The organism is Gluconobacter albidus, assembly GCF_002723915.1.
Lineage (GTDB): Bacteria > Pseudomonadota > Alphaproteobacteria > Acetobacterales > Acetobacteraceae > Gluconobacter > Gluconobacter albidus.
In genome coordinates this window covers 27,973-42,567 of record NZ_BEWL01000011.1, presented here as the reverse complement: position 1 = coordinate 42,567, position 14,595 = coordinate 27,973, and the positions used below count along the sequence as shown (strand labels likewise).

Annotated in this window: 11 protein-coding genes; 7 read left to right on the top strand and 4 right to left on the bottom strand. The window is 60.0% G+C overall.

Annotation, left to right across the window (positions count from 1 at the left end; genetic code table 11):
- Positions 1 to 18 precede the first annotated feature (18 nt).
- The 4 genes from GAL01_RS12280 (at position 19) to GAL01_RS12265 (ending at position 5,407) form a co-directional block, all read left to right on the top strand.
- Entirely contained in the window at positions 19 to 1,089 is a 1,071-nt protein-coding gene (locus GAL01_RS12280; RefSeq protein ID WP_099253315.1) for a DUF4392 domain-containing protein, read from the top strand.
- Entirely contained in the window at positions 1,082 to 1,543 is a 462-nt protein-coding gene (locus GAL01_RS12275; protein WP_062032488.1) for a RidA family protein, read from the top strand. Before GAL01_RS12280 ends, GAL01_RS12275 begins: the two co-directional genes overlap by 8 nt.
- 443 nt (positions 1,544 to 1,986) lie before the next feature.
- Entirely contained in the window at positions 1,987 to 4,359 is a 2,373-nt protein-coding gene (locus GAL01_RS12270) for a TonB-dependent receptor plug domain-containing protein (RefSeq protein WP_231865413.1), read from the top strand.
- 157 nt (positions 4,360 to 4,516) lie between these two features.
- Positions 4,517 to 5,407 (top strand): LysR family transcriptional regulator, encoded by an 891-nt coding sequence (locus GAL01_RS12265; RefSeq protein ID WP_231865414.1) that lies wholly within the window; start codon positions 4,517 to 4,519, stop codon positions 5,405 to 5,407.
- Positions 5,408 to 5,410: 3 nt separating this feature from the next.
- Here the strand turns inward: GAL01_RS12265 and GAL01_RS12260 are convergent, their stop codons facing one another.
- Positions 5,411 to 6,688: an MFS transporter gene (locus GAL01_RS12260; RefSeq protein WP_231865415.1), complete on the bottom strand. Its 1,278-nt coding sequence runs from the start codon at positions 6,686 to 6,688 to the stop codon at positions 5,411 to 5,413.
- Positions 6,689 to 6,724: 36 nt separating this feature from the next.
- Complete coding sequence (locus GAL01_RS12255; RefSeq protein WP_062032495.1) at positions 6,725 to 7,564, bottom strand: putative hydro-lyase; 840 nt, start codon at positions 7,562 to 7,564, stop codon at positions 6,725 to 6,727.
- A 289-nt stretch (positions 7,565 to 7,853) separates the two neighbouring features.
- Between GAL01_RS12255 and GAL01_RS12250 the strand changes: the two genes are divergently transcribed.
- The 3 genes from GAL01_RS12250 (at position 7,854) to GAL01_RS12240 (ending at position 10,826) form a co-directional block, all read left to right on the top strand.
- Entirely contained in the window at positions 7,854 to 9,110 is a 1,257-nt protein-coding gene (locus GAL01_RS12250) for an MFS transporter (protein WP_197458992.1), read from the top strand.
- A gap of 35 nt (positions 9,111 to 9,145) precedes the next feature.
- Positions 9,146 to 9,799: a DUF2848 domain-containing protein gene (locus tag GAL01_RS12245; protein WP_062032503.1), complete on the top strand. Its 654-nt coding sequence runs from the start codon at positions 9,146 to 9,148 to the stop codon at positions 9,797 to 9,799.
- 82 nt (positions 9,800 to 9,881) lie between these two features.
- A complete protein-coding gene (locus GAL01_RS12240; RefSeq protein ID WP_062032508.1) occupies positions 9,882 to 10,826 on the top strand; it encodes a hydroxyacid dehydrogenase in 945 nt (314 codons plus the stop codon).
- 48 nt (positions 10,827 to 10,874) lie between these two features.
- Here GAL01_RS12240 and GAL01_RS12235 read toward each other — a convergent pair whose 3' ends face one another.
- Together GAL01_RS12235 and GAL01_RS12230 are read right to left on the bottom strand one after the other, a co-directional pair.
- A complete protein-coding gene (locus GAL01_RS12235; protein ID WP_062032511.1) occupies positions 10,875 to 12,443 on the bottom strand; it encodes a hydantoinase B/oxoprolinase family protein in 1,569 nt (522 codons plus the stop codon).
- The gene (locus GAL01_RS12230) at positions 12,443 to 14,533 is read right to left on the bottom strand and encodes a hydantoinase/oxoprolinase family protein (RefSeq protein WP_062032516.1); all 2,091 of its coding nucleotides are present in this window, start codon (positions 14,531 to 14,533) and stop codon (positions 12,443 to 12,445) included. Before GAL01_RS12230 ends, GAL01_RS12235 begins: the two co-directional genes overlap by 1 nt.
- Between the last annotated feature and the right edge of the window lie 62 nt (positions 14,534 to 14,595).

Sequence of the window (14,595 nt, the reverse complement as noted above, 5' to 3'; positions counted from 1 at the left end):
ATAAAAGGCGTATTCAGAATGTTGAAGAGTGGAACAGCGCTGTATGAACGTCTGTCCGCAACCATTGATGACTTCATGGTGCTGGATTATACGGGTGTTGGCAGTATCGGCATGATTTACGCTGCGCTCCAGAAGCGTCAGCCGGGCAGCATGTGCATGGCTGCGGCCGAGATGATTGTCGGACAGGTGGCGGAGCGTCCGGGGCCTGTTCTGATCGCCACGGGTTTCCCCGAAGGCGGCGGCGTTCCGGAAACGGATGGGCCTGTGGGCGCTGCATTTATTGCGCGCTCGATCTTTCTGGGCCTGTCGCGCGAAACGGTCATTGTCGTGGACGAGGACTGGCGGGAGATGATGTTCGCGACCTGTCGCGGCGCGGGTCTTGCACCGTTCGATCTGCCCGCAGACGGGAAGATCGTACCGGTTCCCTATCTGCGGCCGGTTTATGTTGCGACTGTGCCCAAGGATGACGCCGGCAGTCGCAAAGCGTGCGATGCATTGCTCGATCAGGTTCAGCCGAGCCTCCTGATTGCGATCGAACGGCCTGGCGTCAATGACAGGGGATTGTATCATGGTCTGGGTGGCCGTCCGCTGGATGGAATGGTTGCGGATCTGGACTACCTGTTCGCACAGGCACGGGTGCGGGGGCTGCGTTCCATCGGGATCGGGGATGGCGGCAATGAACTCGGCATGGGTGTGATCGCTGCGGAACTGAAACAGAAGATCGCCAAGGCCCGTGACTGCGGCATTGAAGGACGGGGTGGTGTGGCGGCTGAGACGGCAACGGACCATCTTATCGTCGCGAATGTCTCGAACTGGGGGGCGACCGGTCTTGTGGCGGCTCTGGCCTGTCTGGTGGAAAATCAGGCTGTTTTTCACGAGCCGGAGCTGGAAGTCCGCTGTATTGAAGCCTGTGTGGCGAGTGGCGGTGTGGACGGGATGTTCATGGGGCCGGAGCCTGCGACGGACGGAATTGCTGCGGAGGAATGGCGCGGTTTGATTCAGGTATTCCGTAAAACGTTGCAACGTCATCTCGGGATGGTCACCAACTGGCAGGGCCAGTCCGGGGACTGGAGGCAGATCCGTGCGTGAGGCGGGGGCTGTGCTTGAGGGTGGCGTAATTCTTCCGCCCGTCAGTGTTCCGCGAGGCAATTATACGCCGATCCTCTCCTGCGACGGTTTTCTGTTTGTCGCGGGACAGGGGCCACGCTGGGGAGACGATCTTCGCTACAAGGGGGTCGTGGGCAGGGATCTTTCCGTCGAGGAGGGGCAGCAGGCGGCGCGGCTGTGTGGGCTCAACATCCTGGCGCATGTCTGGAATTTCCTTGAGGGAGATTTGTCCCGGATCAGGCGGCTCGTCCGGGTGGCGGGGGTGGTGCGGTGTTTGGAAGACTTCGAACAGCAGGCCAAAGTTTTGAACGGTGCCTCCGATCTGTTCGGGGAGGTTCTGGGGGACGCAGGATGCCATGTGCGGATCGCGACCGGGACCTCCTCGTTGCCATCCGGGATGGCGGTCGAGGTGGAAGCCATGTTCAAAATCGACTGATTCCTGTCCGGCCGGTCGGCTGTGATCGTCCCCCAGAGGGGTATAAAAGAAATTTATTGGCGCGGATAACAAGATAAACGTTCCAATAACGTATCAAGTTTTCGTATTATCAACTGGAAATGAAAGCGAAAATACTGACCGGGCGGAACGAACACTGCCGGAGGGAAGGTAATCGCGTCTCATATGAAGAAATTCCGGCGGAAAGCTGCCTTTTGATCCCCAGATCCCAGGAGTGCGTGAAAATGTTCGCCTTGAAATACCTCTCCCGCTCTCTCTCCCTGAGCACGGCGTGTCTTCTGACGACGTCGCTGTGTCATGCTGCACTGGCGCAAGGAACATTACAGGGCAGGGACGTGACTTCGTCGTCCGGGAAAAAGACCGTCCATGTTGCTCATCCCACTGACGCCTCCTCTCGTTCCGTTAAAAAAACGGATCGCAGGAAGGTGACTCAGATCAGTGCGAAGGACACGGAAAGCATTGCCGTTCGCGGGACGCAGGTTCCAGGAGAAAGCGTTTTTTCGGCCTCCACGCGGGAGCATAGTACGGTACAGGTTTTCCGGTATTCCTCGCAGCAGCTCAAGGAGACCGGTCAGACCAACATCCTCGCCGCGCTGTCCCAGCTTTCCGCTGCCGTGACGTCATCTCCTTTCGGCGGCATGGGCAGCAACGGCTTCAACAAGACGATGCAGTTGCGAAATCTTGGCGCGGATCAGACGCTGATGCTGGTCAACGGCAAGCGCCGGCATGTGGACGCCAATTTCAATTATTATCAGGCCGGTCCGAACTACGGGACGGACCCGGCGGATCTGTCCCTGATCCCGGTCAGCGCGATTGACCATGTCGAGATCATTACTGAAGGCGCGAGTGCGCTGTACGGTCAGGATGCCGAGGCCGGTGCGGTCAATATTGTTCTGAAGAAAGACAGCAAGGGCGGCTCGATCAATCTCCAGAACAGCGGCTTTTATGCGGGAGACGGGCAGTCCTTCGATGGCAATGCCGATTACGGCTTTGCCCTGGGGCGTCATGGTGGTTATCTGAACGTGGCGGCCCAGATCAACAACCAGCTTTCCACCAACCGTTCGGGCGATTATCCGTCCAACCTGTATTTTGCGGGGGATCCACGCAACGAGACCGCCAGCAAGGACGTGCAGCGTCTGGCAGGCAATATCCGGATGCTGCTTGAAACCGCCAGCGTCAACATGGCCTATCCGGTGACGGATAACTGGGAAGTCTACAATACCTCGACTTTTGCCCATAAGGACATCATTGCGCCTGAGACGTATCGTGCGCCGTCCAACGATAACGTTGTGCGCGCGCTCCATCCGAATGGTATGGAGCCGATGTGGCATGCCGCGGAATGGGATTTTCAGGTCAATAATGGTATCCGCGCGCATAGTTTTCTGGGAATGCAGTGGGATTTCTTCGTCAATTATGGTCGTAATCAGCAGATCAACCATATTGTTGATACAGACAATCCCACGATGGGACTGGACAGCCCGACGAGTTTTTACACGGGACAGTTTGTCTCTACCGAGCTGGATGCCGGGTTCAACAGCACGAAGATCATCAAGACGTCCTTTCTGCCACGTCCGGTCAATCTGAGTTATGGTTTCGATTATCGTTTCGATACCTATCAGGTTGGCAAGGGTGATGAAGCGTCTGTGGAGAATGGCGGGGTTCCCATTCTCGATGGGCCTAATGCCGGAAAAATGGCGTCTGCGGGTGCGGTGGACAAATTCGGAATTCCTGCGGCGGCTGGCAGCATTCTGAACCGTGGTATTTTTGATGGGCACGTCAATCTGGATTTCTACGTCACGCCCAAATGGGAATGGACGCTCGGTGGCCATGCGGTCAGCTATGACGATCTTGGCGTTCATCCTTCGGGGTCAGTCGGAACACGCTATAATGTGAGCAAGAACCTTGCGTTCCGGGGGAACGTCAACACGGGATACCGGGCGCCGACGCTTGCGGAGGAAGGGTTCTTTGCCGAAACGACATTCCCGACATACCGGACGGCGCAGCTTCCGGTGAATTCGAACTGGGCCAAGGTTCTGGGCGCAACGAAGCTGCGGGGTGAGCAGTCCCGGAGCTACAGCATTGGTGTGGATGCCACGCTGCTGCCGAACTGGACGCTGACGGCTAATCTCTATCGGATTTCCATCAACGACCGTCTGTATAACAGCACCCAGTTCGGCGGGACCGAAGTGGAAAGCCTGCTCTCTGCGGCCGGGCTGCCCAACGTGCTGTATGCGGCCTATTACGGCAATCCGGTCAATACGGTTACGAATGGTGGGGACGTCACGACGGCCTATCATCTGAAGACTGGACATCTTGGTGATTTCGACTTCCGCTTCTCCCTCAATATCGCGGATAGTGAAATTTCGCACCATAACGCGACCCCCTCGACCCTTCAGCAGCTTGGGCTGTCGTCATTCAACCGGACGAATGCGGAATATCTGCTGCATTCTTCGCCCAAGAATATTGAGAACCTGACGGTTGTCTGGCATCGCGGACCGTTCTCGGCCCGTGTGCAGGAGCAGCGTTTCGGGTCTTATACATGGGTTGCGGCACCGTCTCTGACGCAGGCCCAGTGGACCTATGCCAAGCCGTCCTATATCACCAATCTTGAACTGGGATATGACATCACCAAACGCTGGCATATCGCAGGGGGCGCTTTCAACCTTGGGAATCATTATCCGGGCAAGGCGAACGCTGCCTCGCGCGCCGCACTGCAGAATGCGTTTATTTATCCCAACAACTCGCCTTACGGCTTCAGTGGCGGCATGTATTACGTCAAGACGGCCTTCCAGTTCTGAGGGGCTGTTCCTGAACCATTGTCCTGCCGGTTCTGCGATATCCTGCCCTTCGGGGCAGGATATTTTTTTACCGGTACGGTTGGTGGCGGGTCTCCTGTTCCGGTATCGTAAAAAGATCGGCGTCATTGTCGGAGCATAGGAAAGGACAGAGACGTTCATGATGGATTTCAAGTCTCTTGAGACGGTTCTGTGGATCGAGCGGCTGGGGAGTTTCCGGGCGGCAGCCGATGCCCTGCGGATGACGCAGCCAGCGGTGTCCGTCCGGATTTCGCATCTTGAGGCGCTTCTGGGGGCCAGTATTTTTCATCGGGCCCCCAAATCCATCACGCTCACGCCGGTCGGAATGACGGTGGTGCAGTATGCCCGTCAGATCCTCGATCTGCGTGATGAAATGATCCAGACGGTCAAAGGACATCAGGACGCAACAGGAATCCTGCGTATCGGAGCGATCGAAACCATTTCCCAGACCTGGATTTCGGATCTTCTGATCGAGATCCGCCACAAATATCCAAATCTGACAGTGGACCTGGAGATTTCGGTTTCTGATGAAATTTCCCGGAAAATCACCAAAGGAATGCTGGATGTGGGGTTCTTTCTGGGGCCGGTCAATTCACCGCGTCTGATCGAAAGCGAGCTGTGCAACTACGAGACTGCGATGGTTGGCAGGGAGCATTTCGCACTGCCGAGTAATGGCAAGCTGGATCTGGGGCAGGCGCCGTCGATTTCCATCATGACCCTGTCGCGCAACACCATTCCCCATTCGGCGATCCGCAATTTTCTGGCGCGGGAGGGGATCGTCCATCACCGGGTGGACACCATGAGTTCCCTGCCGTCCATTCTGGCGCTCACGCTGGGGGGAGAAGGGCTGGCTCTGCTGCCCTATGCGGTCATGCGGGATTATCTGGCCAGCGGGAAGCTTCGGGTGTTCGAGACGGGCATGAAGCTTCCTTTGCTGCGATGTGTCGCAGGGCGGCTGATCAGTCATGGTTCGGCGATTGTCGAGGACGTTATCTCCATTGCGGAACGTGTGTCGGCCAATGTGACCTGAGGGTCAGGCTGTCCGCCGGACGGGCGAGGAGAGCGTGTAGACCGTCGTTATGGCGCCCAGGGTGGCACAGGCTGCGACCAGAAAGACCCCCGAGAGCGGAGAGTGCAGATGCTCGCGCATCCAGCCGATGCCGTAGGGGCCCACAAGGCCGCCGATCGCGCCAAGGCTGTTGATCCATGCAAGCCCTGTCGCCAGTGTGCGTTTTTCGAGCACATGGGGCGTTACGGTGAAGATCATGGCTGTGACGCAGAGGGCTGCTGCGAGTGCGATGGTCAGGAAAACCAGTGCGATTGCGCCGTGGGACTGCAACAGGAAAGTCAGGACCAGACAGAGGGCAACTGTCAGGAAAGGGCCGGCCAGATGCCAGCAGCGTTCGTTATGTCTGTCGGAGCTGCGGGCGTTGAGCACCATGGCCAGGGCGGCGACGGCGAAGGGAATGGCCGTATAGAAGCCGAGCTGTCCGGGAGCGGGAGCGATGACCTGTTCGATGAAGGTCGGGACCCAGAAGACGATTCCGTAATTGCAGACGGCCTGACAGAAACAGATGACGACGAGGAGCAGGACTTCAGGCTGTTTCAGCGCAGCGAATACGGATGTCGTGTCGTTTGTGGAGATGTTCTGGGCCGGAAGGCGGGTCAGGATGGCCTGTTTCGTGGGGGCATCCAGCCATGCGGCGGAGGCCGGTCCGTCGTCAAGGCGTTTCAGAACCGTCAGTCCGAGCAGCAGGGGCGGGATTGCCTCGATCAGGATCATCCATTTCCATGCGTGGACTGACAGGACCTGATCGAAGGCGCCCAGAAGATAGGTGGAAACCGGGCCGCCGATGGCGCCTGAGAGCGGTATGGCGATCAGGAAGCCCGTAGTGACGCGCGCACGGATCGAGTCCGGGAACCAGAGGGCCAGATAGTACAGAACGGCCGGATAAAAGCCTGCCTCCGCGGCGCCGAGCAGGACACGCAGGGCGCAGAATTCCCAGGCTGTACTGATGATGACGAACAGGAAGGAAATCAGGCTCCATGCGATCATGATTGCGGCGATCGTCCGGCGGGGTCCGAATTTTTCGAGCAGGAGCGCGGAGGGGACCTGAAAGACGATGTAGCCTACGAAGAACAGCCCGGCGCCCAGCCCGAAGGTTGCATCCGAGAAGTGGAGGTCCTGTTCCATCGCCGCGCGGGCGAAGCTGAGATTGATGCGATCCAGATAGGAAAACATGTAGCAGACGACCAGCAGCGGGATGATGCGCCGGACGGCCACCCGGAAGAGCGTGTGATCAGAGGGCACGGAATCATCCTGAGCGTGTGGAGGCATAACTTTGGTTTATATTATTTTTCCGGAATGTTCCGAGACAAGATTTTCATAATCGGGAATGGGAATATCCGTCACGAGCATGGCGCCGGGAGCATGTGTGATGGCAAAGGGAAGACGGCTTGCGGCCAGAACGGCCTGGGGCGTCACTCCGCAGGCCCAGAAGGCGGGGAACTCATGGGAGCGGATTTCGGTGCGGGCGCCGTAATCGGGTTTTTCGATGTCGATGATGCCGATTTCTTCGGGAAAGCCGATCTGGACTGGTCCGCCATGAGCCAGAGGGATGCGGGAACTGATTTCCGTGGCCTTGATCAGGTCTGGCGAGCGGAAAGGACGCATCGAGACGACGACTGGGCCGGAAAATGGTCCGACGGGTGTGCAGGCAATATTCGTGCGGTACATGGACACGCCCAGACCCGTTTCGAAATGCCGCATGGGGACGTTGCAGGCCATGAAGGCGTTTTCGAAGGAAAAGGAACATCCCAGCGCAAAAACGACGAAATCGTCCTGCCAGAACGACAGAATATCCGTCACTTCGTCTGTTAAAACTCCATCCTGCCAGACGCGGTAAAGCGGCAGGTCGGTCCGGATGTCGAGGTTACGTCCCAGCGCCGGGGTATCATATTCGCCGGGTTGGGACATGCCGACGAGAGGGCAGGGCTTGGGGTTCAGGCGGCAGAATTCTGCGAAATCCTCGGCATATGCTTTGGGGAGGATGACCAGATTGGCCTGGATGAAACCTGCGGCCATGCCTGCGGTGACGGTTCCGGCCGTATTGGACCGGCACAGCGCGCGGACGTCTTCGGGCGATGTGTGGAAAAGGGGAGGGATCGGCAAAGCGGATTCAGACATCGTTTGCGTCCTTGTTCGCGGCAGACAGGCCGGGCGATGACAGTGATGGTTCCGGAAGGCTAACAGTCGTTGCGTTCGGGATTCAAATCATCAAAATAAATGTTGAGGTATAAATATCCGTTATGGGCCTTTTTTGTGCTTAAATCTTTTGACGGCATTGCATTGGAATGTTCAGAATGAATGCTCCGGAATAAAAATCCGACGCTTTTGGATATTGTATGCATCATGAAACGAACCGGTTCTCAGGCGCCCGGCAGGCTGGATCTTCCGTGAGCGGATGTTCTGGCGCATGACGACGTCGCCTGTGCGTCTTGCTCTGGGGAGCGCGATCGGGACCACGTTCGAGTGGTATGATTTCATGGTTTACAACACGCTTGCGGCACTCGTGTTTAACCATGTCTTTTTTCCCGAGGCGCTGCCGTGGATGGGAACCCTTCTGGCGTTCTCGACCTATGCCGTGGGATATGTGTCGCGGCCTTTGGGCAGTGTGATTTTCGGCTGGCTCGGGGACCGGACCGGTCGCAGGCATGTTCTCATGCTGACGCTGGCGCTTATGGGGCTGACGACGGGTCTGATTGCACTGCTGCCCGGTTATGCGCGGCTTGGGGCGATCAGTCCGGTTCTGCTTGTTCTGCTGCGGTTTTTGCAGGGGATCGCATTGGGTGGAGAGTGGGCCGGCGCGCTCCTTCTGACGGCGGAACAGAATTCGGAAACGGCGATGGGCATGGGGGCGACATGGTCCCAGCTTGGACCGGGGCTTGGAACGGTCCTGTCCGCAGGGGTGATCTGGGGGGTGACGCGCTCCATGGATGCCGCGTCCTTTCAGGACTGGGGATGGCGTCTGCCGCTGTTTCTGAGCCTGCTGCTTCTGGCGGCGGGATGGGTGGTCAGGTCTTCCCTTTCAGAGCCGCCCCAGTTTGCCGAACGCAAAGCGCAGGGTGAGGTTCTGGCCAACCCGGTGGGCGCGGTCCTGCGTCATCATGGGCGCTCCCTGCTGATCGCTGCGAGTACCCGGATCGGGCCGGATGTTCTGTATGCGCTGCTGACGGTTTTCAGTCTGAGCTATGTGACCCAGACGGGGGAGCATACGCGGTCTGCGGCGCTGATGGCCGTGTTTGCAGGATCGGCCTGGGGGGTGATCGTCACGCTGCTGGCGGGGCGCTTCAGCAACCGCTGGGGGGCGAAACGGATTTTCCTTGTGGGGACGGTTTGCGCCCTGCCTGCCGCGTTTGTGTTTTTCTGGTGTGCGGCTTCCCATCAGGCGCTCATGCTGGGCTTCGGAATCTGTCTTGGTCTGTCGGTTCACGCCATCATGTATGCGGTTCAGGGCGCGCTCATCAGCCAGCAGTTTCCGGTCGAGGTCCGTTATTCCGGCTCTTCGATCGCTTATACCTGTGGCAGTCTTGCGGGGGGTGGGGCTTTTGCGCCGCTTATCATGGTGACGCTGTTCCGGGCGACGCATCTCGAACTGTCCATTTCTCTTTATGTGGTCGTGGCACTTCTCGTTTCTGGCGCGGGCGCGATGCTGGCCCGCGGGACGCGCTGAGTGTGGCTGACTGATTCCAACAGGAACGCTGAAATATGGAAATTTTCTATCCCGATCTGACTGCGGTCAGGGAGGTCATTGTGGCTGGCTGGGCCGGGCGGGATGCGGCGGATGTGCAGCATCATATCGACGAGCTGGCGGCCCTTGGGGTGGCGCCGCCTTCGGACGTGCCGCTGTTTTACCGGGTCGGGCATGAAACCCTGAGCATGGCGCCTGTGATTGATGTGCTGGGCGGCCAGACTTCGGGCGAGGTCGAGCCGGTTTTGTTGCGTACACAGAGCGATCTGCTGGTGGGCGTGGGGTCCGACCATACGGATCGTGAAAGCGAAGCCTATAGTGTGGCGTTGTCCAAGCAGGTTTGTCCCAAGGTCAGCGGTCGGGCGTTCTGGCGGTTTGCGGATGTGGCGGATCGGTGGGACGAGATGGTGCTGCGGTCCTTTACGGCTGAAAGAACGCCTTATCAGGAAGGCCTTGCGGCGTCCCTGCTCAATCCGCTGGATCTGGTGTCGCGCTGGGAGCAGCGGGAGGGCCGGGTCTTTGGGCCGGGGAGCCTGATGTTCTGTGGAACCGTTCCTACGCTCAATGGGATTGTCCGGACCGAGAGTCTTACCGTCGAGCTGTCTGATCCGCGGACCGGCAGTGTGCTGTCACACCATTACGCCATCCGGGAGCTTCCCGTGGTTGCGTGAAGGGGCTTTTGGGCATGGACAAGCGGGCGCGGTATGCCATCATTCCGCTCCTTGAGCTTCTTTACTGTGGAAAACCAGCACCATGAGTCTGTGTTTCATTACACAACAGATCCATCCCGATGCCGTAACCTGTCTGAACGAGGCCGGAATCACGACCCGTTATGCTACGGAACCTTCGATGGAGGCGGTGATTCGCGAAATCGGCGACGCGGATGCGGTGATTACGCGCGATCTGGGACTGAGCGAAGAGGCGCTGCGCGCCGCGCCGAAGCTGAAAATCATTTCCTGTCACGGTTCGGGCACGAACCGGATCGCCAAGGCTGCTGCAGCGGAGCGGGGCGTTCTGGTGACGAATGCGCCCAATACCAACAGTCGGTCCGTTGCGGAAATGACGATCGGGCTTCTGCTGGCGGTCATGCGGCGTCTGTGCGAGGCGGATCGTGCCGTGCGGGAGGGGAACTGGGCGTTTCGGTATACGAACAACGGCACGGAACTGCACGGACGGACGATCGGGCTCGTGGGGTTTGGCGCCATTGCCCGGCATGTCGCGCAGATTGCGGGTCAGGGGTTGGGAATGCGCGTTGTGGCGTGGTCTCCGAGCGTTCCGGCGGAGGTGTTCGAGGCCGCGGGCGTGGAGCGGGCGCAGAGCCTTGAGGACCTTCTGGGCGTCTCGGATGTGCTGTCGCTGCATCGTCCGGCGCAGGGGAGCGGTCAGCCCACGATTGACGCTCAGGCGCTGTCGCGCCTGAAGAAAGGCGCAGTTCTGATCAATACCAGCCGGGGCGGGGAGGTGGATGGTCCTGCGCTGGCGAAGGCTCTGGAGACCGGGTATGTCGGCGGAGCGGGGCTGGACGTGATGTCGCCCGAGCCTCCGCTGTCGGATGATCCGTTGCTGCGGGCGCCGAATGTGGTTCTGACGCCGCATATCGGCGCGACGACGGAACAGGCCTTGCGCCGTATGGCGATGCTGTGTGCGTCGCAGGTTCAGGACGCTCTTGCGGGGCGTGTGCCGCCGCATTGTCTTTGAACAGTTGAGTTCCGCGCCCTTCCGTTTCGGGAAGGGCGCGGGAGACAATCAGGGGGCGCCGAGGCCGCCGCCGCCTGGTGTCAGGAGGACGAGCACATCGTCCGCTTCCAGAATCTGAAGGCCCTTGCCCGCGAGCTTGCGGCCTGAGGCGGTTTCGACCCGGCCTGCCGCGCCGTCCTGTCCGCCGAGTGCGCCACGGGCCGGGTGATCGACGCGGTCAAAGGCGGCCAGCAGCTCGAAGGGCTGTTTCTGGGTGGTGCCGATCTTCATGATCTGCCCGTCGCCGCCTTTGGTCAGGCCAAGCCCGCCGCTGTTTTCGCGCAGTTCTTTTTCCCAGAAGATGAGCGGGCACTGGATTTCCGCGATTTCAATCGGGGTGCCGTGTACGCCGGATGGAAAAGCCGTGGCGGACAGGCCGTTCAGGCCGGGGCGGGCCCCGGTACCGCCATTGGTCGTGATGGCGAGCGCGTAGGTCTGGGGCGTGGTTGCTCCTTTCGGGAACCACTGTCCGCGCACGGCAATGTTCCACAGGCAGGATGTGCCTTCTGCTGGAACGCGCTCGGGCAGGGGCGTGCGGAGGCATCCGAACACCATGTCCGGCAGCATCTGTCCGATGACGTGGCGGGAGGAGACGGGGGCGGGACGCATTGCGTTCAGGACGGACCCTTCTGGTGCCTCGACGTGATAGGGAGCCAGTGAGCCTGCGTTGTTGGGGACGTCTGGCGAGATCGCACAGGCCAGTCCGAAGACCGTATAGGCGCGTGTATAGGCCATCGGGACATTGATCCCGCGTCCCACGGCTGGGGGGGAGCCGTCATAGCTGACGCTGACATAGTCACCGCCGACAGTGAGCTTTGCCTTGAGCGTGAGCGGTGCGTTGTAGCCGTCGATGGTCATCTCATGAGACCATGTTCCTTGCGGAAGGGCCGCGATCTTGTCCAGAACGGCCTGGCGGGAGCGTTCGATGATGAAATCGGCCAGCGGGTCGAGTGTGTCGAGCCGGAATTCGTCCATCATATCGCACAGGGCTCGGACGCCGACATCGTTACAGGCCGCCAGCGAATAGGTATCGCCTTCCGTATCCACCGGCAGGCGCGTATTGGCGCGGATCATGGCCATCAACGTCTCGTTGACCTGTCCCTGATCAATCAGCTTGAGCATCGGGATCGAGAGGCCTTCCATGAAGACGTCCGTTGCTTCCGGCCCGTTGCCCAGGCCGCCGATATCCATCAGATGGCTGGTGCAGGAGAACAGTCCGACCAGACGGCCCTTGTGGAACGCCGGGGTCGTAATGACGAAATCGTTGAGATGCCCGGTTCCCATCCACGGATCGTTCGTGATGTAGGCATCTCCCTCCTTCATGGACGAGATCGGGAAGTGGCGCAGGAAATGGCCGACGGATTCCGCCATGGAATTGACGTGCCCGGGCGTGCCTGTCACGGCCTGCGCAATCATCCGGCCTTGCAGATCGAAAATGCCTGCCGAGATATCCTCGCATTCCCGCACGATGGGGCTGAATGCCGTGCGGATCAGCACCTGGGCCTGTTCGCCGACGACGGCGATCAGGCGGTTCCACATGATCTGGAAATCGATTTCCTTATGGGAGTGCGCGCTCATCAGACGGCGTCCTTCATGTCCAGAATGATGTTGCCGCTACCGTCCAGATGGGCGGTGTAGCGGGAGGAGACGTAGGTCGTGGTTTCTTTTTCGGCGATCAGGGCAGGGCCGGAAACACGGCTGCCCGGCCCCATATCGGTCCGTTCGTAGACCGGCAGATCGACATGAGTGCCGGTTGCGCCGTCGAAGAGTTTCCGGATATCGGCGGAAACTGCGTCATGCAGGGTCGGAGCGGCCTCAAAAGGCGGGTATTTTCGCGGGGTGGTGGACACGCTGACGGACCAGTTCAGGATTTCGACGGCGGCATGCGGGATGACCCGGGCAAACTGGCGCGCATATTCCGCCTCGAACGCGTCCCGAAGCGCGGACAGGTGATCGCTGCTGATGGCGCCGTCCGGGAGGGTCACGATGATTTCATGGCCCTGACCGACATAGCGCATGAACCCCGCGCGCCGGATATGGAGGGTTTCCGTCCGGGCATCGTCCTGAACCATGCCGTGTGCGGCCTGCGTCATGTCATCCAGCAGGGCTGAAACCTCTTCCGAATTGAAGCTGTCGTCCAGACGCATGGGGAAAGAACGCACCAGTTCGAACGAGACTGGTGCAGCGAGAAAGCCCACGGCTGAGCCGACACCCGCATTGGATGGAATGACGAGGCGCTGGATTCCAAGCTTTTCCGCAACACGCGCAGCATGGAGGGGGGCTGCGCCACCAAAGGCGATCATGGTATGGTCGCCGATGACGGCGCCACGCTCGGCCGCATGAACGCGGGCGGCGCTGGCCATGTTTTCGCAGACAATTTCATAGACCGCATGGGCGGACATTTCTGCCGACAGGCCTAGCGGGGTGCCGATATCGGCCAGAAGGGCTTCGGCGGAGCGGTCCGGCTGGAGCTGGATGCTGCCGCCCGCGAAGTTTTCCGGTCGGATCAGGCCGAGCATCACGTCCGCATCCGTAACGGCGGGGCGCTTGCCTCCAAGCCCGTAACAGGCCGGTCCGGGAACGGAAGACGCGCTTTCCGGCCCGACGACGACGCGCTTCATCGCATCCAGATGGGCGATGGAGCCGCCGCCCGCGCCGATCTCGACCATTTCGATCACAGGGATCCGTAAGGGCAGGCCGGATCCTTTCATGAATCGGGCCGTGCGGTCCACTTCGAAGAAACGGGAGGATGCGGGCTCTCCGTCTTCGATCAGGCAGACTTTTGCGGTCGTGCCGCCCATGTCGAAGGACAGGACGCGGTCTTCCCCCAGACGCTCGGCGCATTGTGCGGCGAAGATCGCCCCCCCCGCCGGGCCGGATTCCACAAGCCGGACGGGGAACTGCCGCGCCGTTTCCAGCGCGGTGAGACCGCCGCCGGATGTGACGAGATAGAGCGCGCCCTGAAAGCCCTTTGCATTAAGGGCTTCGCGCAGGCGTCCCAGATAGCCTGCCATCAGGGGCTGGACATAAGCATTCGCGACCGTGGTGGAGGTGCGTTCGTACTCCCGGATTTCGGGGCAGACGTCGCTTGAAATGGAAATGGTGATGTCCGGCATGGCCTCCTGAAGAAGGGCCTGCACGCGGCGTTCATGAGCCGGATTGGCATAGGCATGGAGGAACGCCACAGCGATGCTCTCGACCTGGGCCTCTCGGAGTTGCGGCACGAGGGCCAGAACGGCCGCCTCATCCAGCGGAAGCTGGACCGTGCCGCGGGCGTCCATGCGCTCGGGGACGGTGAAACGCAGATCACGGGGGACGAGGGGGCTGGGTTTTTGCAGCATCAGGTCATACTGGTTGAACCGGCTTTCAGTGCCGATTTCGAGAATGTCCCGAAAGCCCTGCGTTCCGATGAGGGCCGTGCGGGCGCCCCGGCGTTCGATGATGGCGTTTGTGGCAAGCGTCGTGCCATGCACGAAGACCGTCACGTCCGGAAAGCGCAGTCCGGCGTCTTCGATCACGAGGCCGATGCCGCTCATGACCCCTTCTTCGGGGGCGGCGGGGGTGGTGAGGACCTTGCGGGTCAGACGTCCCTGCGGGGTCTGGAGGACCACGTCCGTGAATGTGCCACCGATATCAGCGGCGAGACGGATTTGTGTGCTGTCGACCATGCCTGTGTTTTCCGTATCGGGTTAGAGTGCAATAGGATATCGGGAAGAGATGTTCGCTGACG